Source organism: Halovulum sp. GXIMD14794, assembly GCF_054457455.1.
In genome coordinates, this window is sequence record NZ_JBTLNF010000003.1 from 84,541 (window position 1) to 106,673 (window position 22,133).

Below are 22,133 nucleotides of genomic sequence, written 5' to 3' on the forward strand. Positions count from 1 at the left end.
ACGCCCATGAATGCGCAGACCCGCATGCCCCAGGACATCGGCCCGATCCATTTCGTCGGAATCGGCGGCATCGGCATGTCCGGGATCGCCGAAGTGCTGCTGAACCACGGCTACACCGTGCAGGGGTCCGATCTGAAAGAAAGCCCGATCACCCGCCGCCTCGCCGAGAAAGGCGCGACGATCTTCATCGGGCAGAAGGCCGCCAACCTGAAAGGCGCCGAGGTTATCGTGATCTCGTCGGCTATCAAGCCGGGCAACCCGGAACTCGACACCGCGCGCAGCCTGAAACTGCCGGTCGTCCGCCGTGCTGAGATGCTGGCCGAACTGATGCGCCTGAAGAACAACGTCGCCGTCGCGGGGACGCATGGCAAGACCACGACAACGTCGATGGTCGCCGCGCTGCTGGACGGCGGCGGGGTGGACCCGACGGTGATCAACGGCGGCATCATCCACGCCTATGGCTCGAACGCCCGGATGGGCGCGGGCGAGTGGATGGTCGTCGAGGCGGACGAGAGCGATGGCACCTTCAACCGGCTGCCTGCCACGATTGCCATCGTGACCAACATCGATCCCGAGCACATGGACCACTACGGGGATTTCGACACGCTGCGTGCGGCCTTCCACACGTTTGTGTCCAACATCCCGTTCTACGGCGTCGCGGTTTGCTGCATCGACCACCCGGAAGTGCAGTCACTGGTCGGCAAGATCCACGATCGCCGGGTCATGACCTACGGGTTCAACCCACAGGCGGACGTGCGCGCGGTGGGGCTGCGCTATGCCGAAGGCAAGGCGCATTTCGACGTGGTGCTGGCTTCCGAGGGCGACGTGATCGACGGTCTGACCCTGCCGATGCCGGGCGCGCACAATGTCTCGAACGCGCTGGCGGCGGTGGCCGTGGCGCGGCACCTCGGGATCGCGCATGACGATATCCGAAAAGCGCTGCTGAACTTCGGCGGCGTGAACCGGCGATTCACCCGCGTGGGCGAGGCCAATGGTGTTACGATCATCGACGATTATGGTCACCACCCGGTAGAGATCGCCGCCGTACTCAAGGCCGCCCGCGAGGCGACCGAGGGGCGGATCATCGCCGTGCACCAGCCGCACCGTTACAGCCGCCTGCACGACCTGTTTGAGGACTTCTGCACCTGCTTCAACGACGCGGACACCGTGGTGATTTCGGACGTCTACGCGGCGGGCGAGGACCCGATCGAAGGCGCGGATCGCGACGGATTGGTCGCCGGACTTCGCACCCACGGCCATCGCCGTGCCCTGGCGCTGGAGAACGAGGCGTTGCTGTCCGAACTGCTGAAGGCCGAGACCAAGCCGGGCGACATGGTGGTCTGCCTGGGCGCGGGTTCGATCAGCGGCTGGGCCCATGCGCTGCCCGAGGCGATGACCAAGGTCGCTGCCGAATGATCTGGAGCGCGGCCCCCGGCCGCGTTTGGATCATCCTGGTCTCGGCGGTCGCGCTCATCCCCAATCCGCAGCACCGGCCCTATGCGGCCGCTTTGCCGGTCCCGTGTCTGCTGTTGCTGATCGCGGCGGACTTTAGCGTGCTCTGGACGGCGCTGTTTCTCGTCTGCGTACTGTCGATATATCGCTACGGGGCGCACTACCTTCTGGGCCGCGCCGCGGAGCGCCTGCGGGAGAGCCGATGACCCAGCTTGCCGCACTGCTCTGGATCTTCCTCTGCTCGGCGGCGGGGGCGACGCCCAACCGCTGGCATCGGACGATCGCCTACACGCTGATGCTGGCGGCGCTGCCGATTTTGTGGTTCCTGTGGCGCGATCTCGGGCCGCCTTGGGCGGTGGGATTCTTTCTGCTGGGGCTGTTCCAGTTCCGGCTTCTGCTGATCCACTGGGCAAAGCGCGCCTGGCGCCACTTCAAGGGGCAAGCCGATGCCTGACATTATCGACCGCCTGCCTGCCGTGCGCGGGCGGCTGACCCCGAACCGGCCGCTGGCCGACCTGTCCTGGCTGCGCGTCGGCGGCCCGGCCGAGGTACTGTTCCAGCCTGCGGACCTCGACGATCTGACCGCGTTTCTCAGGGGTCTGCCCGCCGATGTGCCGGTGTTCCCGGTCGGTGTCTGCTCCAACCTGATCATCCGCGATGGCGGGATCAGGGGGGTGGTGATCCGGCTTGGCCGCGGGTTCAACGGCATCGAGATCAAGGGCGACACGGCGCGCGTCGGCGCCGCCGCGCTGGATGCGCAGGTTGCAAAGCGCGCCGCCGAAGCGGGCGTTGACCTTGCGTTCCTGCGCACGATTCCCGGCAGCATCGGCGGTGCGGTGCGTATGAATGCTGGCTGCTATGGCCGCTACACCGCCGATGTCGTGACCGAAGTGACGGCCGTAACCCGTTCGGGTGAGGTGCTGCGCCTGTCCCCCGAGGACCTGCGATTCGCCTATCGCTCGACGCAGCTGCCCGCCGATACGCTGATCGTCGAGGCCGTGCTGCGCGGCCCGTTTCGCGCGCCCGAGGACATCGAGGCGGCGATGCAGGACGCGCTCGACAAGCGCGAGGCCAGCCAGCCGGTCCGCGACCGCTCGTGCGGGTCGACCTTCCGCAACCCGGCGGGCTATTCGTCGACCGGGCGCGACGACGATGTGCATGACCTGAAGGCCTGGAAGCTGATCGATGATGCAGGCCTGCGCGGCGCGCGGCTGGGCGGGGCGCGCATGTCGCCGAAGCACTCGAATTTCCTGATTAACGAGGGTGGCGCTTCTGCCACAGAACTCGAAGAGTTGGGCGAGAAGGTCCGCGAAACGGTTCTCAAAAATTCAGGCATAGAATTAGAGTGGGAAATCATGCGGGTGGGGGAACCTCTTAAACCAGTGGCCCCGTCCGACAAGTAACTAGAACAATCCCCGAGACGACCGTCAGAGTCGATCCGGGGCGTATCGAGGCGGGTCATGTCGAGCAGGACACTTCCCCGCGTCGCGGTCCTGATGGGCGGACCCTCTGCGGAGAGGGAGGTCTCGCTGTCGTCGGGTCGTGAGTGCGCGGCCGCATTGAGGGGCGAGGGCTACGAGGTCGTCGAGATCGACGCCGGCGCCGACCTGTGCGCCCGGCTGACCACCGAAAAACCCGATGTCGTCTTCAACGCGCTTCACGGTCGCTGGGGCGAGGATGGTTGCGTGCAGGGCATCCTGGAATGGATGCGCATACCCTACACCCACTCCGGCGTGCTGGCCTCGGCGCTTGCGATGGACAAGATTCGCGCCAAGGAAGCCTTCGCTGCCGCCGGTCTGCCGGTCGCCGAAAGCCGACTCGTCACCGCCGATGAGGCTCGTAGCTCACACCCGATCGCGCCGCCCTATGTGGTGAAGCCCTACAACGAGGGATCCTCGGTCGGTGTCTACATCGTTCACGAGCAGGCGAACGCGCCCGCTCAGTTGGACGACAAGATGCCCGAGATGGTCATGGTCGAAGCCTTCGTACCGGGCCGGGAACTGACCGTGTCGGTCATGGATGGCCGGTCGCTGACCGTAACCGATATCGTGACCGAGGGCTGGTATGACTACGATGCCAAGTACAAGGCTGGCGGCTCGCGCCATGTGGTGCCCGCCGACCTGCCGTCCGAGATATTCGACGCCTGCATGGCGCATGCCGCGACCGCCCACCGGGCGCTTGGCTGCCGCGGCGTGTCGCGTAGCGATTTCCGCTGGGATGAAACGAAGGGGCTCGAGGGGCTGATCCTTCTCGAGACGAACACGCAGCCAGGGATGACCCCCACGTCTCTGGTGCCGGAGCAAGCCGCCCACGAGGGTATTTCGTTCGGCCAGCTTGTCTCCTGGATGGTGGGAGACGCCTCATGCTTCCGGTAAAGGCGCCGCGCGACCCCGCGCCAAGTCGGCTGAAGTACCGACTGGAACGCCTGTGGCTGCGTCCCGCCATCCGAAATTCCGTGCGCATCGGCCTGCCGGTCGCCGTGCTTGCCTGGTGCGTCGCAGCCGCCGCGACGGACCCAGGCGTACGGCAGGCCGTCGCCGAGCGTACCCAGGCCGCCCGCGACGCCATCGCCGCGCACCCCGCGCTGCGGGTCGAGCGGCTGGAGCTGAACCCGGTGAGCGAGGAACTGACCGAGGCACTCGGCCCGGTGCTCGACATCGCCTTCCCGATCAGCTCGATGGACCTTGACCTTGGCGAACTGCACGACCGCGTCGTTGCACTAGAGGCGGTGGAAAGCGCCAGCGTCCGCATCGAGAGCGGCGGCACGCTGAAGATTTCTGTCGCCGAGCGCACGCCGCAGATCCTCTGGCGCCGGTCCGATGGCTCGCTTGACCTGCTGGACAAGGGTGGGTTCCGCGTCGGCGCCGCCCAGGGTCGCGAAGCCTGGCCCGAGCTTCCGCTGATTGCGGGTGAGGGTGCCAACGAGGCCGCAGCCGAGGCCTTGTCGCTTCTCAAGCTCGCCGCGCCGCTCGAAGCTCGCATGCGCGGTCTGGTCCGCATTGGCGCGCGGCGCTGGAACCTGGAACTTGCGAACGGCATCACCGTCATGCTGCCCGCTGTCGAGGCCGAAGCGGCGCTGGCCCGCGCCCTGGCGCTCGACGACGCGGAAGACATTTTCGGCCGCGACCTGAGCCATGTCGACATGCGCGATGGGCGCCGCCCGATCCTGCGCCTGCGTCCGCAGGCGTATGAAACCATGCAGGCACTACGCAACCCCGAGGGAGAACGCGACGCATGAGCCATGTGTTCGAAGCGCAGCGCGCCATGAGAGCGCGCCGTGAGGCCGCCTTGCGGCGCGGTGTCGTGGCGGTGCTGGATATCGGCACCAGCAAGATCGCCTGCCTTGTCCTTCGTTTCGCCCCTGGCAGCGAAGACGCCGAGCAACGCCAGACCCGTCACGGCCTGACACACGGGGCGTTCCGCGTGATCGGCGCCGCCACCACGCGCTCGCGCGGCGTCCGCTGCGGCGAGATCACCGCTATGGACGAGACCGAACGTGCCATCCGTACCGCCGTTCAGGCCGCGCAGAAGATGGCAGGCGTTCGCGTCGACCACGTCATCGCCAGCTTCGGCGGCGGTGGTCCGCGCTCCTACGGACTGTCCGGCGAGGTTCGCGTCGAGAACGGCGAGGTGTCCGAACTGGACGTCGGCCACGCCCTTGCCGCCTGCGAGGTGCCCGATTACGGGCACGGCCGCGAGGCGCTGCACGCGCTACCGGTCAACTTCACCCTCGACAGCCGCACTGGCCTGCGCGACCCGCGCGGTCAGATCGGCGCCCGGCTGGCCGTCGACATGCACTTGCTGACGGTGGATGCGGCGACCGTCCACAACATCCTGCACTGCTTCCGCCGCTGCGACCTGGAACTCGCTGGCCTGACCATCGCGCCTTATGCCGCCGGGATTGCCGCGCTGGTCGAGGACGAGCAGGAACTTGGCGCTGCATGCATCGACATCGGCGGCGGCACCACCGGCATTTCGATCTTCGCCAAGCGGCACATGATTTATGCCGACACCGTGCCGATGGGCGGGCATCACGTGACCTCGGACATCTGCCAGGGGCTGCACATCCCGATGGCAACCGCCGAACGGATCAAGACGCTGAACGGCGGCGTTCTGGCGACTGGCGCCGACGACCGCGACCTGATCGAGATCCCCTCGGCCTTCGAGGGCTCCGAGCGGGATCGCCAGCAGATCTCGCGCTCGGAACTGATTGGGGTGATGCGCCCTCGCATGGAAGAGATCCTCGAGGAGGTCCGCGACCGCCTGGACGCCTCTGGGTTCGAGTACCTCCAGGGTCAGCGTATCGTTCTGACCGGCGGCTCGGCGCAGGTGCCGGGGCTGGAGGAACTCGCCGCGCGCATTCTCGGGCGCCAGGTGCGCGTCGGCAAGCCGCTGCGCGTTCAGGGCCTGCCGCAGGCCGCGACCAGCAGCGCCTTCGCGGCCTCGGTCGGGCTGGCGCTTCACGCCTCGGCCCCGCAGGACGAATGCTGGGATTTCGAGATGCCGTCCGATCGCGTCGGGGCCCGCCGCGTGCGCCGCGCGATCCGCTGGTTCAGGGAGAACTGGTAACCCTTACGCGCCGCGTCCCGGGCGCGACTGTTTCAACCGCCTCACAGGCCGCGATCTGGTGTTCTCCTATGGCGAATCACCAGATACGGCTTGCCTTCGCCGATTCGACACAAAATCCGTGACCTCACGCAGATCATGGTTTACGTTACAGAATCAGCAGGACTTTTCACGAACCGTGCCCAGAAAGCGGTCGGCAGATACAGGCGGATACATCCATGGCTTTGACTCTCAGCATGCCCGAGCAGCATGACCTGCGTCCCCGCATCACCGTGTTCGGTGTCGGCGGCGCCGGCGGTAACGCCGTCAACAACATGATCGAGAAGAACCTGGAAGGCGCCGAGTTCGTGGTGGCAAACACCGACGCTCAGGCACTGGCCCAGAACAATGCGCAGCAAAAGCTGCAACTGGGCGTCCAGGTGACCCAGGGCCTTGGCGCTGGCGCCCGTCCGGCGGTCGGCTCGGCCGCGGCCGAAGAATCGATTGAGATGATCGTCGACCAGCTATCGGGCGCGCACATGTGCTTCATCACCGCCGGCATGGGCGGCGGGACCGGCACCGGCGCGGCCCCGATCATCGCCCGTGCGGCGCGCGAAATGGGCATCCTGACCGTCGGCGTCGTGACCAAGCCCTTCCAGTTCGAAGGCGCCAAGCGCATGCGTCAGGCCGAGGCTGGTGTCGAGGAACTGCAGCGCGTCGTGGACACGCTGATCGTGATCCCGAACCAGAACCTGTTCCGCCTCGCCAACGAGAAGACGACCTTCACCGAGGCGTTTTCGATGGCGGACGACGTTCTCTATCAGGGCGTCAAGGGCGTCACCGACCTGATGGTTCGCCCGGGCATCATCAACCTCGACTTCGCCGACATCCGCTCGGTGATGGACGAGATGGGCAAGGCGATGATGGGCACCGGCGAGGCCGAGGGCGAGGACCGCGCGGTTCAGGCGGCCGAGAAGGCCATAGCGAACCCGCTTCTGGACGAGATCAGCCTCAAGGGCGCCCGCGGCGTGCTGATCAACGTGACCGGCGGTACCGACCTGACCCTGTTCGAACTGGACGAAGCGGCGAACCGGATCCGTTCGGAAGTTGATCCCGAGGCGAACATCATCGTCGGTTCGACCCTCGATCCAGATATGGAAGGCCAGATGCGCGTTTCGGTCGTCGCAACTGGCATCGACGTCGCCCAGGGCGAGGTCGAGACCCCGATGCCGCAGCGCCAATCGGCTGCCCCGGCGCGCCGTACGCCCGAGCCGGCTCCGCAGCCTGAGCAGGCCGAAGCCCCGATGGGCCGCAGCTTCATCGACACGCGCGCCGAAGACACACCGCCGGCCGAGGCACCGGCGGCCCCGGCTCCGGCGGCTTACGTCCAGCCCGCCAGCCAGCCGCAGGCCCGGCAGCCCGAGGCTCCGGCCCCGGTGCAGCAGAGCTTCGAGGCCGTGGAGCAGCCGCAGCCGGCACCGCAGGTCGAACAGGTCGAACCGCAGCCGGCTCCGGTCGAAGCCGCAGGTCTGCGCCAACCGGGCGAGCCTTCGCCCGAAACCATTGCGCGCCTCCAGGCTGCGGTCTCGCACAACCCCGAGGGCGGTGCGACCCCGCGTCTTCAAGCCGAGCGCCGCGAGCCGGCTCACAAGCCCGCGCAGCACGCCGAAGAGCAGAGTCGCTTCGCGATCAACAACCTGATCCACAAGATGACCGGCGGCCGGGATGCCAGCGGTGCCGTTCGGCGCCCTCAGCAGGCCCAGGCCGAACAGCCCCAGCGCAGCGGCGAAGTGGAGCGTGACCCGAACGAAATCCCCGCCTTCCTGCGGCGCCAGGCGAACTGACGCTAGGGAAATAGGCGGATATTCGCCAAAGTATTCGCGGGCGTCCCTCCGGGGCGCCCGCTTTCTTTTGGAATCAGGACTTTGCTGCAGTTTGTAGGAATTCGTCACACGATGTGAGTTGTTCCACCCTGACCCTCGGCTTACCCAGACCCTAGTTGAGTACCGGTAAGCCCGGCGCCACGAAGTACAGGCGTAGTGGCGACAAGACGGGCGAAAGGAGAGGCCGTGCAGACGACGCTTAAGAAAGATGTCCAGATGGTCGGCATCGGCCTGCACTCAGGCCGCCCCGCGCGCATCACCCTGCGACCTGCCGACGCCGGAACCGGCGTACGCTTCCGCCGCATCGACGTGACCGACCGCGACCCGGTGATCCCGGCGCGCTTCGACCTTGTCTCGGACACCACGCTGAACACGCGGCTGACCAACGCCGCCGGCGTCTCGGTCTCGACGGTCGAGCACCTGATGGCGGCCTTCGCCGGGTGCGGCCTGCACAACGTGCTGGTCGACATCGACGGCCCCGAGATCCCGATCATGGACGGCAGCTCCCGCCGCTTCGTCCGCGAGATTGTGGGCGCTGGTCTGATCAGCACCCGCGAGCCGCTTACCGCCTGGCGCGTCCGCAAGGAAGTGGTTCTGGAAGATGGCGACGTACGCGCCTCACTGGCGCCGTTCGACGGGCTGTCGATCTCGTTCGAGATTGAGTTCCCAGACGCTGCCATTGGCCACCAGATGCACACGCTCGACATGGCCAACGGCGCTTTCGTGCGCGAGCTGTCGGATTGCCGCACCTTCTGCCGTCGGGCCGAGGTCGACTACATGCAGTCACGCGGGTTGGCCTTGGGTGGAACGCTCGACAACGCCGTCGTGATCGACGGTGCCGAAGTGCTGAACCCCGAGGGTTTTCGTCGCACCGACGAATGCGTCCGGCACAAGATGCTCGACGCGCTCGGCGATCTGTCGCTGGCCGGAGCCCCGATCCTGGGTGCCTACACCGGTTTGCGAGCCGGCCACGGAGCGACAAACCGGCTGCTGCGCAAGCTTTTTGCGACAGAGGGCGCGGTCGAGCGGGTGGTCTGCCCTCCCGAGCTGGTCCAGCGTCTGCCGGGTTTCGGTATCCGTCCCGCGGACCTCGCGGCGGCAGTCTGAACCGCAGCAACAAGCGGCGGCTTGAACACGGACCGGCGGGTTTCGATCCGGCCGGTCTTTTCGTCCCCGTCGTGGGTGTGCTAGGTCAAATCCGGCACCGGTGTTCGCACCGGAAACAGGAGCAGAGGCGCGACAGTGCACAAGGCGGCAGCCCTATTTACATTGCTGACGATTCTGACGGCCTGCGGCGGCAGCGGTGACGGCGATCTGCCTGATGTCGACGGCCGTTCCGCGCAGGAAATCTACCTTGCGGCGGAACGTGAATTGCAAACAGGCCGTCCGGTCAACGCCGGCCGTCTGTTTGACGAGGTCGAACGGCTTTACCCGTATTCCGAATGGTCGAAGCGGGCGATGATCATGTCCGCCTTCTCCTACTACGATGCAAAGCGATTCACGGACGCCCGTGCCGCAGCCGAACGCTACTTGGACTTCTATCCTGCCGACGAAGACGCGGCCTACGCGCAGTACCTGATCGCGCTCAGCTACTACGATCAGATTGCCGATGTCGCGCGTGATCAGACAACCACCTTCGATGCGCTTCAGGCCTTGCGTGAGACGATCGAGCGCTATCCCGACAGCGACTTCTCGAAATCCGCCGAACTGAAGTTCGACCTCGCCCTCGACCACCTCGCGGGCAAGGAGATGGAGATCGGGCGCTACTATCTGAAGAAGCAGCACTACACGGCTGCGATCAATCGCTTCCGCGTGGTGGTACAGGACTTCCCGACCACCCAGCACACCGCCGAGGCGCTGCACCGGCTGGTGGAGTCCTATCTGTCGCTGGGACTGGTCGACGAGGCGCAGACCGCCGGTGCGATCCTTGGTTACAACCATCAGGGCACCGTGTGGTATCAGGACAGCTTCGCGCTGCTGACCGGGCAGGGGCTGACGCTCGACCCGGCAGGAGACAGCTGGCTGACGCGCATCTACCGGCAAGTGATCCAGGGCAAATGGCTCTGACAGGGAAAGGTCTGCGCTGACATGCTGCGCGAGCTTTCGATCCGCGACATGCTGCTGATCGAGACGCTGGACCTGACTTTCCAGCCCGGCCTCAACGTCCTTACGGGCGAGACCGGGGCCGGAAAGTCTATCCTTCTCGATTCGCTGGGTTTCGTGCTGGGATGGCGCGGACGCGCCGAACTGGTGCGTCAGGGCGCCGATCAGGGCGAGGTCACGGCCGTGTTTGAACTGGCCTCGGGGCACCCCGCCAACGCGGTGCTCGAGGAAGCCGGTCTGGACCCGGACGACCAGCTGATCCTGCGCCGCATCAACTCGGCGGATGGGCGCAAGCGAGGGTTTGTCAACGACCGCCGTGTGTCAGGTGACGTGCTGCGCGCGCTCTCTGCGACGCTGGTAGAACTGCACGGCCAGCAGGACGACCGGGGGCTTCTGGACCCGCGGGAACATCGCGCGTTGCTCGACGCCTTCGGGGAGTTGGACACGCTGCGCTCCGACGTCCGCGAGGCATGGCGGGCGCTCTCCGCCGCCCGCACGGCACGCGAGAAGGCCGAGGCCGCGCTGGCCGAGGCTGCCCGTGATGCCGAGTTCCTGCGCCATTCTGTGGCCGAACTGACCGATCTGTCGCCCGAGCCGGGCGAGGAAGAGACGCTCGACACCGCACGCCGTGAGATGCAGACCGCCGCTCGCATCAAGGACGAGGTGGCCCGCGCGGTCGAGATCATGGGCCCCGACGGTGCCGAGGGCCGGATGGCCGAGGCGATCCGCTGGCTGGAGTCGGTTGCCGACCGGGCAGGGGGCGCGCTCGAGGATCCGATCGCCGCTCTGGGCCGTGCCTTGAGCGAGCTGAGCGAGGCGCAATCCGCGACCGAGAGTTTCCTCGACCGCCTGGAATTCGATCCCTACGGGCTGGAACGCACCGAGGAACGGCTGTTCGCGATCCGCGGTCTTGCGCGCAAGCATGACGTCCTGCCTGAAGAACTGCCTGCGCTCAGTGCCGAACTGTCCGCGCGGCTGGCGGCCATCGACGGAGGCGAGGACGAGATCGACCGCCTGCAGAAAGCCGAGGCCGCCGCGCAGAAAGCCTATGACGCCGCTGCAGGCGCGTTGACGGACGCGCGCCGCGAGGCTGCCGGGCGGCTGGATACGCAAATGGCCGAGGAACTGGCGCCGCTCAAAATGGAGCGCGCGGTCTTCGAGACGCGGATCACCCAGGCCGATCCGGGCCCCGAGGGACAGGACGCGGTGAACTTCACCGTCGCCACGAACCCTGGCGCCCCAGCGGGGCCCCTTGGCAAGATCGCTTCGGGCGGCGAGCTGTCGCGCTTCCTTCTGGCGCTGAAGGTCTGCCTGTCGCGCCGCGCTGAAGGCTTGACGATGATCTTCGACGAAATCGACCGCGGCGTGGGCGGCGCGACCGCCGACGCGGTCGGACGGCGACTGGCGAAGGTCGCGGACGGCGCGCAGGTTCTGGTGGTCACGCACTCGCCGCAGGTTGCGGCGCTTGGTGGGCATCACTTCCAGGTGGCGAAGTCCGTGAGCGATGGTTCGACTCGGACGCGGGTGATGCCGCTGGATGCGGCAGCGCGGGTGGACGAGATCGCCCGGATGCTGTCAGGCGATCGGATTTCCGAGGAAGCGCGCTCTGCCGCGCGGGCACTGCTGGGCGACCTCGCTGCCTGACGCCGAAAACGAGAACGCCGGCCCAAGGGCCGGCGCATGTGTTTCGGATCCGTACGATGATCAGACCAGCACGACCTGCGTGCCGATCACGACCTGATCGTAGAGCCACTCGATCTGGTGGTTGTAGAGCCCGATGCAGCCGTTTGACGAGCGGCGGCCGATCTTCCGAACGTCGTTGGTGCCGTGAATGCGGTAGTACTGCCAGCTGAGGTTCAGCGCGCGGGTGCCGAGCGGGTTCTCGGGGCCGGGGCCGACGTAGTCCGGCAGCTCCGGGTTGCGGCTCAACATGTCCGGGGTCGGGCGCCATTCCGGTGCGGGACGCTTCAACACCACCTCGGTACGGCCGCGGCGGGTCAGCTCGTCCGTCAGCGGGACCGAGGTCGGGAAGATCTTCGGCTCGGGGTCGGCTTCCGACCAGTAGTAGAGCGCGCGAGCGTTGGTGTCGCACAGGATGCATCCGTTGGCGCGGTTCTCGAAGTAGTCTTCCCAGCGGTGCGATGACAGTCCCGAAACCCGACGGGTGATGCTGCCGGTGTCCTGGGCGCGGATGATACCGGGCGCAGCCAGAGTCGCTGCGGCCCCAGCCAGAAAGGTGCGGCGTGCAATGGCCATTTTGATTACTGCTCCTGAGTCATGCCTCGTGCCCAAAAATCGCGGAATCCGCGCGCTCAGGCAAGACACGTGTCGTTGAACGGCGGCAAAAATCCGCCGGTTCTAGCCGAAACGCACCACTTTTCCGGGGTTGAGGATGTTCTTCGGATCAAGCGCGCGCTTGATCTCCGCCATCACGTCCCAGGCGGCACCGTGCTCGGCTTCCATATAGCGCATCTTGCCCATGCCGACGCCATGCTCGCCGGTGACGGTACCTCCCATGCCGATGGCGCGTTTGTTCATCCGGCCCGCCAGGTCCATAGCCACGTCGCGTTCGGTCTCGTTACCGGGTTCGATAAGCAGGCTGCTGTGAAAGTTGCCGTCGCCCACATGGCCGACCATCGCTGCCGTCAGGGGACTCGCGTCGATATCAGCGCAGGTCTCGGTAACGGCATCGGCCAGCCGCGAGATCGGCACGCAGATGTCGGTGACGATCGGCTTGCAGCCGGGTCGCAGCGACATGATCGCGTAGTGCACGCCGTGCCGCATCTTCCAGAGCTTCGTGCGTTCTTCTGGCCTGGTGGACCACTGGAAGTCCGCGCCGCCATTTTCGCGCGCCAGTTCAGCGACGGTCTCGGACTGTTCGGCCACGCCTGCCTCGGAGCCGTGGAACTCAAGGAACAGGTGCGGGGCTTCCGGAAGGCCGGCGTCCGAATGGATGTTGAACCCACGCGCGGTCATCGCGTCGACGAACTCCATCCGCGCGATGGGAACGCCCATCTGGATCGTCTGAATCACGGTATTGACCGCGCCGCGGATGTCGTCGAACCGGCAGATCGCGGCCGAGATCGCCTCGGGCTGGCCCTGAAGCCGCAAGGTCAGTTCGGTGATGATCCCGAGCGTGCCTTCCGAGCCCACCATCAGCTTTGTCAGATCGTAGCCTGACGAGGACTTCCGCGCGCGCGAGCCGGTGCGGATGATACGACCGTCCGCCGTCACCACCTCCAGCGCCAGGACGTTCTCGCGCATGGTCCCGTATCGCACTGCTGTCGTGCCCGAGGCGCGCGTCGCGGCCATGCCGCCCAGCGAGGCGTTTGCGCCGGGATCGACCGGAAAGAAGAGGCCCGTGGCGCGAAGTTCGGTGTTCAGCGCCTCGCGGGTGACACCGGGCTGGACCACGGCGTCCATGTCCTCGGCGTGGATCGCGAGCACCTTGTCCATCCGGCTCATATCCAGCGAGATGCCGCCCTGGATCGCCAGCGCGTTGCCCTCCAGCGACGTTCCGGTGCCCCATGGGATGATCGGACAGCCCTCCTCGGCGCAGATGCGGACGATGCGGGCGACCTCCTCGGTCGAGCCGGGGAAAGCCACGCCGTCGGGCGGTGTCTGGGGGAACCATGCCTCGTTCTGGCCGTGCACTTCGAGGACGGCCTGGGTCGTCGCGAAGCGGTCGCCAAGTTCCCCGCGCAGCCTTTCGACGGCAGTTTCGATCGACATCTGGTCCTCCCCGTACTCTGTCGCGGCGGAGCCTAGACCGCGCGCCGGGGAAGGGAAAGTAGGACCGTGTCCGGGAGCGCACATGCAGCGCAACCGGTCTCACAATTCAGCCGGACCCCTTGAAACTGCCGCATTCTGGGCGCACACGAAAAAGGAAGCCGCACAGATTCCGGAGGTTCGCCCCGATGGGTTCCCAGATCCGACCGCGCACTGCCGCTCCCCGGCCGGACGGGAGGCAGGGCTGAGCGATGTCGGAGGTAGGAGAACTTCTCAGAGGGCAGTTCGATCGCGGGGCGCGGCATTGCTCACACGCCCTGAAGACGGTGCGGACGCGCGGGCTCGGCGCGGTGCAGTTCTGGCTGGTGGCGCTGTTCATCGGAATTGCCGCGGGCTTCGCGGCCGTCGGTTTCCGACTTGGGATCGAAACCCTTCAGGAACTGATCTACGGCGCCAATGACGAGGTTCTGGCCAGCCACCTCGCGACGCTGCACTGGTCCTGGGTGGTTGCCATCCCGATCCTTGGCGGGCTGGTGGTCGGCGTGATCCTCAACGCCCTGACCCCGGACGGCAAGGCGCACACCGTCGCCCAGGTGATCGAGGGGGCCGCCTTGCGCGACGGCCGGGTCGATACCCGCTATGGCTTTGCCTCGGCGCTGGCAGCGCTGGTGACGCTCTCGACCGGGGGCTCGACCGGGCGCGAGGGGCCGGTGGTGCACTTCGGCGCAACGATTGCAACCTGGGTGTCGAAGCTGATCCGCGCCGACGGGCTGACGGGACGCGACCTGATGGGCTGCGCCGTCGCGGCGGCTGTCTCGGCCAGTTTCAACGCGCCGATCGCCGGGGCGATCTTCGCCCTCGAAGTGGTGCTGCGGCATTTCGCGGTGCACGCCTTCGCCCCGATCGTGATCGCTTCGGTGGCGGGCGCCGTGGTCAGTCGCCTGTTCGTGGGCGACGTGACCGAGTTCATCCTGCCGATCCACACCCTCGACTTCTACCAGGAACTGCCCGCTTTCATGATCCTCGGCCTGATCTGTGGCGGGGTCGGTGCGGTGATGATCTGGTCGCTGGTGATCGCCGAGGACCTCGGCGACGCGGTCACGAAACAACTGAAGATCCCGCGCTGGCTGCGGCCAGCCCTCGCCGGTGCCTTGCTGGGCGGCATCGCGGTGTTCTTCCCCCACATCATCGGTGTCGGCTACGAGACGACCTCCCGCGCGCTGACCGAGGGCCTGCTTCTGCACGAGGCTCTGGTCTTTGCGGCGGTGAAGGTGATTGCCGTTTCGATCACCATCGCCGGGCGCATGGGCGGCGGCGTGTTCTCGCCCTCGCTGATGCTGGGGGCGTTGACCGGCTTGGGCTACGGGATCGTCGCGACCTCGCTGTTCCCGGCGGTCTCGGGAACCGCAGCACTCTATGCCTTGGCGGGCACCGGGGCGGTGGCTGCCTCGGTGCTAGGCGCGCCGATCTCGACCACGCTGATCATCTTCGAGATGACCGGCGACTGGCAGGCGGGGCTTGCCGTGATGGTCGCCGTGTCACTGTCCTCGGCGCTGTCCACGCGGCTGGTGGCGCACAGCTACTTCCTGACGGTGATCGAGCGGCGCGGGCGCAAGCTGGCGCATGGGCCGCAGGACTATCTGCCTGCAACGATCCGGCTTGGCCGCCTGATGGTGCCGCTGGGCGACGGCGGTCCGGGGTCGATGGGGCAGATCCAGGATCTGGTGGAACAGGGCGTCTGGCTGACGCCCGAAGACACGCTCGAGCGTGCGCTGCCGATGCTGGAGCAGGGCGGGGCGGGCTATCTGCCGATTGCCCGGCCCCTTGAAGACGGCACCCCCGACGTGCTGGGGGTGGTCAGTCACATCGATGCGCTCAAGGCCTACAACCGCGCGCTCTGCGCTATCGCGCGCGAGGAGCATTCCTGAGCGCGGAGGCTTCCGTTCAGAGCTGTTCGACGGTCACGCCGTCACGCACCTGGAAGGCCACGTGACCGGTGATCTGGGTGTATTCCTCGTGCGGGGCCTCGTAGGACCAGGCGGCGTCGGGCAGTGTCCCGCTCTTGGCGCCGATCGAATAATAGGTCGCCTGGCCCATGTTCGGGCTGACGGTGGTGCTGTCCGAGCGGTCGAGAAAGTCCATCTCGATATCGTCGCGCGGAAAATAGATTACCGGGGGATAACCTTCCTCGATCAGCTCGAGCGCGTTCGGGCTTTCGCCGATCACGGCGCCACCGGCCCGGACGACCCAGTGCCCTGTTGCGGGTCGAATCGTGATGGTCTTGGTCAGCATGCGCAGTCCTCCACAAAGCGTCTTACCGCAGGTTTATGACGGGACCGTCACAAGGAGACCGTGTCAGAGAGCGCGAGTCGCGTCCGACAACCAGTCGCGTGCCTTGTCCGATACCAGCGGGGACAGCCGGTCCCGTACCGTGCGGTGATAGGAGTCGAGCCAGTCTCGCTCCTCCGAGCCCAGAAGATGGACGTCAATCAGCCTCAGGTCAATCGGGACGTAGGTGAGGGTCTCGAACGACAGCATCTGCCGGTCGCCGCCGTCGGGCGTGTCCGGCGCGCGCACCGCCAGAAGGTTCTCGATCCGGATGCCGAATGCGCCCTCTCGGTAATAGCCGGGCTCGTTGGACAGGATCATGCCGGGCAGAAGAGGCTCGATACTGCGGCGCGACAGGCCGGCCGGCCCTTCGTGTACGCCGAGGTAGGCGCCGACGCCGTGGCCCGTGCCATGATCGTAGTCCATTCCCGCCTGCCAGAGCGCGATCCGGGCCAGCGCATCCAGATCGCGCCCCGCCAGCCCCTCGGGCCAGCGCGCGCGGGAGATGGCAATCATGCCCTTGAGCACGAGCGTGAACGCGCGCCGCGCCTCGGGATCCGCCGGTCCGGTGGCGACTGTGCGGGTGATGTCGGTGGTCCCATCGACATACTGGCCACCGGAATCGACCAGCAGCAGGTCTCCGGGCGTCACCGCGCGATCGGTGTCCTCGGTCACGCGGTAGTGGACGATGGCGCCGTCCGGTCCCGCGCCGCAGATCGTGTCGAAGCTGATGTCGCGCAGGGCATTGGTCGCGCGCCGCCGCGCTTCCAGTTCCCGAACCACGGCGATCTCGGTCAGCGAGCCGCCCGCAACTGCCTCGTCCAGCCAGCACAGAAACTCGACCATCGCGGCGCCATCGCGCAGATGCGCGGCGCGGGCGCCGGCAAGCTCGGCGCCGGTCTTGGTCGCTTTCGGCAGGATGCAGGGATCGCGCATCCAGCGGATCTCGATCCCCGCCGCCGACAGCCGATCAGATACCCAGGCGGGCGCCGAGTCGCGGTCGACACCCACGGGCCCCTTCAACACATCGAGCGCCAGTCCGAACTCGGACGGAGGCGCAACGGTCACCTCGGCACCCAGGTGCCTGCGTGCAGCTTCGTCCAGCTTGGCCGGATCGGTGAACAGCGACAGCCGCGCATCGTTGTGCAGGATTGCGAAGGCATGGACCGCCGGCATCCGGGGCACGTCGCTGCCACGGATGTTCAGCAGCCACGATATCGAATCCGGCAGTGTCAGCACAACCGCGCGCACGCCATCGTCGCGCATCTCTTCGGCAATCTCGGTGCGTTTGTCGCCGTGGCCCCGGCCTGCGAGTTCCAGCGGGTGCGGCTCGACCTTGCCGCGCGGCGGCGCAGGCTGGTCGTCCCAGACGGTGTCGACGAGATTGTCCACGGCCACTAGCTTCACTCCGGCACGCTCCAGCGCCTTGGTCCAGGTCTCGATGGCCTTCGCCGTGTGCAGCCAGGGATCATAGGCCAGCACATGTCCCGGCTGCATCGTCGCGGCGGCCCATTCCTCGGGCTTGTCCTTCGGGATCGATTTCTGCGCCAGGACGCTGCCGTCAACCTGCGTTGCGGCTTGAAGCGTATAGCGCCCGTCCACGAACAGCGCGGCCTCGTCCGTCAGGACCACCGCCAGCCCGGCCGAGCCGGTGAACCCGGTCAGCCACGAGAGCCGGGCGTCGCGGTCGGCCACGAACTCGCCCTGGTGGGCGTCGGCACGCGGGACCAGGAACCCATGCACACCGGCCTCGGCCATTGCCTTGCGCAACGCGGCGATCCGGGGCGGCCCCAGCTCTGGGGCCGACGGCGTCGTGAAGTCCTGGAACATCAGGCAGCGCGCCCCTTCCGTTTGCCGCTGTCCTGCTCGAACAGGGCGGCCAGCTGGTCGGTCATCGCGCCGGCAAGCTGCTCGACGTCGGTGATGGTCACCGCGCGCTGGTAGTAGCGGGTCACGTCATGGCCGATACCGATGGCGATCAGCTCGACCGCGCGGCGGCGTTCGATCATCGCGATCACGTCGCGCAGGTGCTTCTCGAGGAAGTTCGCCGGGTTCACGCTGAGCGTCGAATCGTCCACCGGTGCACCGTCCGAGATCACCATCATGATGCGCCGCGCCTCGGGACGGCCAAGCATCCGGCGGTGCGCCCATTCCAGCGCCTCGCCGTCGATGTTCTCTTTCAGCAGACCTTCCTTCATCATCAGGCCGAGGTTCGGCCGTGCCCGCCGCCAGGGGGCATCGGCGCGCTTGTAGACGATGTGGCGCAGGTCGTTCAGTCGGCCGGGCAGGGGCGGGCGGCCCTGCGCCAGCCAGTGCTCGCGGCTTTGTCCGCCCTTCCAGGCGCGGGTGGTGAAACCCAGGATCTCGCATTTCACCTGGCAGCGCTCCAGCGTCCGGGCCAGCACGTCGGCGCAAATCGCGGCGATGCTGATCGGTCGCCCGCGCATCGAGCCCGAGTTGTCCAGCAGCAGCGTCACCACCGTGTCGCGGAACTCGGTGTCGGTCTCCTGCTTGAACGAGAGCGGCGTCGTCGGGTTCGCAACCACGCGCGCCAGCCTCCCCGCATCGAGCGTGCCTTCCTCGAGGTCGAACTCCCAGCTGCGGTTCTGCTGTGCCTGAAGCCGCCGCTGCAATCGGTTCGCCAAGCGGCTGACTGCCCCCTTGAGCGGCTCGAGCTGCTGATCCAGGTAGGCACGCAACCGCTCCAGCTCTGCCGGATCGGCCAGGTCTTCGGCGGCGATCTCCTCGTCGTACTTGGTCGAGTACACCTTGTAGTCCGGGTCCGCGTCCGAGACCGGCGGCGGCAACTGATCCTGCGGAGGCTCGCCGTCGTCGGCGTCCATCTCCTCGGACTCCTCGGCGTCCTCCTGCTCCTCGGTCGAGACATGGGCGGTCTGCGTGTCGACCTGCTCGGTGTCCTGTTCCTGCTCGCGGGCGTCGGCGTCGTCGGGCTTTTCCTCGTCCTCGCCGCCCTGGTCGGGCTCCTGCTGGGCGGTCTGCTCCTCTTGGCTTTCGTCGCCCTGCTCGGTCTCGTCCTCGAGGTCCGGGTCCTCACCCAGCTGGTCGCCATAGCCGAGGTCGCGGATCACCTGCCGCGCGGTGCGTGAGAAGGCGCGCTGGTCGTCCAGCACCTCCCCAAGCCGCGCCAGCGTCTCGCCGGCCTGTGCGTCCAGCTTGTCGCGCCACAGGTCCAGGGCGGTCTGCGCCGCCTTGGGCAGCGGACGCCCCGTCGCCTTCTGGCGCAGCAGATAGCCGGCGGCATCGGCAAGCGAGGCGTCCTCGGGCTTCGAGGCGCTGGCATAGCCCTTGCGGCGGCAATCCTCGGCGATCTTGGCGTCGATGTTCCCGGCGGTGCCTGGCATCGCGCGGGCGCCCATCGCCTCGCAGCGGGCGGTCTCCATCGCCTCGTAGAGCGCGGTCGCGTCCGGTCCCTGCGGCGCATAGCGCGTGTGCGTGGCGTCACTGTGATAGCGGCGGCGCAGCGCGAAGGCGTCAGCCGTGCCGCGCGCCAGCATCACCTCGTCGCGGGTCATCCGCCGGGTGACCTGAGGCAGGCGCGCGCCCTCTTTCGTCAGGCCTGGCGGATCGACGGAATAGGTGACCGCAAGCTCGGGATCGTTGGCCATCGCCTTGGTGGCCTCGGCCAGAGCTTTCTTGAACGGGTCCGCGGGATTGTCGCGGCCCTTGCCGTAAGGCGCCTGGGCGTTGTGGCCCCGGGGAGGTGTGCTGCTGCTGGATGCCATATCTCCGTAATTGGACATGGGCCGGGCTTTGGCAAGGGGGAAAGCTCACAGCCCCCTGATGTGAGTTTGGTGACATTTTTATGACGAAATCCGCGTAGACTGTTACCTTGCCAGAAAAAGGAAAGAGCACATGAGGCATAAAGCAGCCCTGACTGCGCTGGTGCTCGCGACCAGCGCACTGACGACCGCGGCACAGGCCGGGGAATTCGGCAAGACCTGCACCTATTTCGAGAACATCGCCTACAACGACCGGTTCACGCAGGACCACGTCACCTTCCGCATGAAGCTTGCGGACGATTGCCAGGATGCCCTGTCGATCTGGGAAGGGGCGCGTCCCGGCTCGGTGCAGCACGCGATGTCGGGCAACTACCTGCAAAGGCTCGAGGATTACCGCTGGACGATGATCGAGATGGCGCGCGAGCGGTTCCGGGCCAGCCGTGTGGGCGACTCCCATGCGATGGGGCCGGTGACCCGCACGGGGGCGTTCCTGATCGCGCGGACCATGGGTATCACCGCCACGCAGACCCGCTGGCGGGACTGGCGTCAGGCGATGGCCGAGGGACGGGTGCTCATTCGCTGAGCGCCTGCGGATAAGCCGCACGAAGCGCCTGGCAGACCTGCATTTCAGTGCTCAGCGCCTCGGCAGCGGCCGGGGCTGCGGCGGTCCCGTCATTGGCTTGTTCGGCCTGACGCAGCGCCCAGTCCCGCATCTCGGTCTGTCTGCCGAGCGCGGCGTCGAGGTCGGGCGTCACGCCCTCGGCCTTAGCATCTTCCAGCAGAACCGCGAAAATTGCCTGGGCATCGTCGCGCAACCGGGCCATCTCGGCGGCGCTATCCCCGTTGACGGAGTAGAACGCCGTCAGCGCCTCTCCCAGCCCGGTACAGCGGGCGGCCATCTCCAGCCGGATCTGCGCGGCACTGGTCTGCGCCCAGACCGCGCCTGCGGCGACGATGCAAATTCCAGCCAATACATGCTTCACGTGCGGTTCTCCGACAAGCCGATGAACCGATAGGTAGCGCGTTCGACACGTTCTAGGAACCGGGGAACGTTCCGAGTCGCCTGTGGGCTGTTTACCGCATAGTCCGAAACGAGGGTCGAGCCGACTGGACGATCCTTGAAACGCCGTCGGTATTCTTCCTTGAATTCGGTCGGGGTGCAGTCGCCCGGAAACTCCCGGGCGATCACATGATGCTCCCAGTCGACCCGCCCGAAATCGCGGCTGGATCGACGGTGCATCTGCCGGATTAACCCAGGCTGACGCTGGCGGCGCTTTCCGGCAGTTCCTCGTCGAAGCAGCGCTGGTAGAACTCGGCCACCGTCTCGCGCTCCAGCTCGTCGCACTTGTTGAGGAACGTCAGGCGGAAAGCGAAGCCGACGTCGCCGAAGATCTGCGCGTTCTGGGCCCAGGCGATCACCGTCCGCGGGCTCATCACGGTCGACAGGTCGCCGTTCATGAACGCGGTCCGGCTGAGATCGGCCACCGTCACCATGCGGCTGACCGTCTTGCGGCCTTCCTCGGTTCCGTAGGACGGGTTCTTGGCAATGACGATGTCCGCCTCGGTGTCGTGGGCCAGGTAGTTCAGCGTTGCGACCAGCGACCAGCGGTCCATCTGGCCCTGGTTGATCTGCTGGGTGCCGTGGTAGAGGCCCGTTGTATCGCCGAGGCCGACCGTGTTGGCGGTGGCGAACAGGCGGAAGTAGGGGTGGGGGTGGATCACCTGGTTCTGATCCAGAAGCGTCAGCTTGCCGTCCACTTCGAGCACGCGCTGGATCACGAACATCACGTCCGGGCGGCCCGCGTCGTATTCGTCGAAGACGATGGCGACCGGATTGCGCAGCGCCCAGGGCAGGATGCCTTCCTGAAACTCGGTGACCTGCACGCCGTCGCGCAGCTTGATCGCGTCCTTGCCGATCAGGTCGATCCGGCTGATGTGGCTGTCGAGGTTCACGCGCACGCACGGCCAGTTCAGACGGGCCGCGACCTGTTCGATGTGGGTCGACTTGCCGGTACCGTGGTAGCCCTGGATCATGACGCGCCGGTTGTGGGCAAAGCCCGCCAGGATCGCCAGCGTCGTGTCGTGGTCGAAAACGTAAGCGCTGTCGATCTCGGGCACCCGGTCGGAGCGTTCGGCGAAACCCTTGATCTTCATCGGCATGTCGAGGCCGAAGGTCTCGCGCACGTCCACGTCGACCGTGGGTTCGCCGGGCAGCTCGATTCCACCGTCAGCCATGCTCAAATCCTTCCTGCTGGTGCCGCTCGGCCTGCCGATCCGTTCGGGCAGGCGACCGCAGTTCTTTGGACGAAATCGCCCCTGGTTGCAAGGCGGCGCGCTTGACAGTCGTGGCCCA

The 22,133-nt window shown here is 66.8% G+C and carries 20 protein-coding genes; 13 read left to right on the forward strand and 7 right to left on the reverse strand.

Annotated features, from left to right (window positions below):
- Nucleotides 1–6 precede the first annotated feature (6 nt).
- The 11 genes from murC (at nt 7) to recN (ending at nt 11,627) form a co-directional block, all read left to right on the forward strand.
- Nucleotides 7–1,416: a UDP-N-acetylmuramate--L-alanine ligase gene (murC, locus tag ACW9UR_RS02785; RefSeq protein WP_458915380.1), complete on the forward strand. Its 1,410-nt coding sequence runs from the start codon at nt 7–9 to the stop codon at nt 1,414–1,416.
- Entirely contained in the window at nt 1,413–1,658 is a 246-nt protein-coding gene (locus ACW9UR_RS02790; RefSeq protein WP_458915381.1) for a hypothetical protein, read from the forward strand. The genes murC and ACW9UR_RS02790 overlap by 4 nt, the downstream gene beginning before the upstream one ends.
- On the forward strand, nt 1,655–1,906 hold the full coding sequence (locus ACW9UR_RS02795) for a DUF2484 family protein (protein ID WP_458915382.1): 252 nt from the start codon (nt 1,655–1,657) through the stop codon (nt 1,904–1,906). Before ACW9UR_RS02790 ends, ACW9UR_RS02795 begins: the two co-directional genes overlap by 4 nt.
- Complete coding sequence (murB, locus tag ACW9UR_RS02800; RefSeq protein WP_458915383.1) at nt 1,899–2,855, forward strand: UDP-N-acetylmuramate dehydrogenase; 957 nt, start codon at nt 1,899–1,901, stop codon at nt 2,853–2,855. Before ACW9UR_RS02795 ends, murB begins: the two co-directional genes overlap by 8 nt.
- Nucleotides 2,856–2,912: 57 nt before the next feature.
- Entirely contained in the window at nt 2,913–3,827 is a 915-nt protein-coding gene (locus ACW9UR_RS02805) for a D-alanine--D-alanine ligase (RefSeq protein ID WP_458915384.1), read from the forward strand.
- On the forward strand, nt 3,815–4,690 hold the full coding sequence (locus ACW9UR_RS02810) for a cell division protein FtsQ/DivIB (RefSeq protein WP_458915385.1): 876 nt from the start codon (nt 3,815–3,817) through the stop codon (nt 4,688–4,690). Before ACW9UR_RS02805 ends, ACW9UR_RS02810 begins: the two co-directional genes overlap by 13 nt.
- On the forward strand, nt 4,687–6,021 hold the full coding sequence (ftsA, locus tag ACW9UR_RS02815) for a cell division protein FtsA (RefSeq protein WP_458915386.1): 1,335 nt from the start codon (nt 4,687–4,689) through the stop codon (nt 6,019–6,021). Before ACW9UR_RS02810 ends, ftsA begins: the two co-directional genes overlap by 4 nt.
- A gap of 215 nt (nt 6,022–6,236) precedes the next feature.
- Complete coding sequence (gene ftsZ / locus ACW9UR_RS02820; RefSeq protein WP_458915387.1) at nt 6,237–7,841, forward strand: cell division protein FtsZ; 1,605 nt, start codon at nt 6,237–6,239, stop codon at nt 7,839–7,841.
- Nucleotides 7,842–8,066: 225 nt separating this feature from the next.
- Entirely contained in the window at nt 8,067–8,987 is a 921-nt protein-coding gene (gene lpxC, locus ACW9UR_RS02825) for a UDP-3-O-acyl-N-acetylglucosamine deacetylase (protein WP_458915388.1), read from the forward strand.
- A 135-nt stretch (nt 8,988–9,122) separates the two neighbouring features.
- Nucleotides 9,123–9,947, forward strand: a complete 825-nt coding sequence (locus ACW9UR_RS02830) for an outer membrane protein assembly factor BamD (protein WP_458915389.1) — start codon at nt 9,123–9,125, stop codon at nt 9,945–9,947.
- Between the two features lie 21 nt (nt 9,948–9,968).
- Entirely contained in the window at nt 9,969–11,627 is a 1,659-nt protein-coding gene (gene recN / locus ACW9UR_RS02835; protein ID WP_458915390.1) for a DNA repair protein RecN, read from the forward strand.
- A gap of 60 nt (nt 11,628–11,687) precedes the next feature.
- Here the strand turns inward: recN and ACW9UR_RS02840 are convergent, their stop codons facing one another.
- Nucleotides 11,688–12,239, reverse strand: coding sequence for a L,D-transpeptidase (locus ACW9UR_RS02840; protein ID WP_458915391.1), 552 nt, complete (start codon nt 12,237–12,239; stop codon nt 11,688–11,690).
- A 102-nt stretch (nt 12,240–12,341) separates the two neighbouring features.
- Nucleotides 12,342–13,715 (reverse strand): FAD-binding oxidoreductase, encoded by a 1,374-nt coding sequence (locus tag ACW9UR_RS02845; RefSeq protein WP_458915392.1) that lies wholly within the window; start codon nt 13,713–13,715, stop codon nt 12,342–12,344.
- 248 nt (nt 13,716–13,963) lie between these two features.
- On the opposite strand from ACW9UR_RS02845, the gene ACW9UR_RS02850 reads away from it, so the two are divergent.
- Nucleotides 13,964–15,640, forward strand: a complete 1,677-nt coding sequence (locus ACW9UR_RS02850) for a chloride channel protein (RefSeq protein WP_458915393.1) — start codon at nt 13,964–13,966, stop codon at nt 15,638–15,640.
- A 16-nt stretch (nt 15,641–15,656) separates the two neighbouring features.
- Here the strand turns inward: ACW9UR_RS02850 and ACW9UR_RS02855 are convergent, their stop codons facing one another.
- From ACW9UR_RS02855 to cobT, 3 genes are all read right to left on the reverse strand, one after another.
- Nucleotides 15,657–16,001: a DUF427 domain-containing protein gene (locus ACW9UR_RS02855; protein ID WP_458916156.1), complete on the reverse strand. Its 345-nt coding sequence runs from the start codon at nt 15,999–16,001 to the stop codon at nt 15,657–15,659.
- Nucleotides 16,002–16,067: 66 nt separating this feature from the next.
- Nucleotides 16,068–17,870, reverse strand: coding sequence for an aminopeptidase P family protein (locus ACW9UR_RS02860; RefSeq protein WP_458915394.1), 1,803 nt, complete (start codon nt 17,868–17,870; stop codon nt 16,068–16,070).
- The gene (gene cobT / locus ACW9UR_RS02865; protein WP_458915395.1) at nt 17,870–19,783 is read right to left on the reverse strand and encodes a cobaltochelatase subunit CobT; all 1,914 of its coding nucleotides are present in this window, start codon (nt 19,781–19,783) and stop codon (nt 17,870–17,872) included. Before cobT ends, ACW9UR_RS02860 begins: the two co-directional genes overlap by 1 nt.
- 130 nt (nt 19,784–19,913) lie before the next feature.
- Here cobT and ACW9UR_RS02870 point away from each other — a divergent pair, with 130 nt between their 5' ends.
- Nucleotides 19,914–20,363: a hypothetical protein gene (locus ACW9UR_RS02870; RefSeq protein WP_458915396.1), complete on the forward strand. Its 450-nt coding sequence runs from the start codon at nt 19,914–19,916 to the stop codon at nt 20,361–20,363.
- Here the strand turns inward: ACW9UR_RS02870 and ACW9UR_RS02875 are convergent.
- Nucleotides 20,353–20,763 carry a hypothetical protein gene (locus ACW9UR_RS02875; protein ID WP_458915397.1) on the reverse strand — a complete coding sequence of 137 codons (411 nt, stop codon included), beginning with the start codon at nt 20,761–20,763 and terminating at the stop codon, nt 20,353–20,355. The two genes, ACW9UR_RS02870 and ACW9UR_RS02875, sit on opposite strands and share 11 nt — an antisense overlap.
- 265 nt (nt 20,764–21,028) lie before the next feature.
- Entirely contained in the window at nt 21,029–22,015 is a 987-nt protein-coding gene (gene cobS, locus ACW9UR_RS02880; RefSeq protein WP_458915398.1) for a cobaltochelatase subunit CobS, read from the reverse strand.
- Between the last annotated feature and the right edge of the window lie 118 nt (nt 22,016–22,133).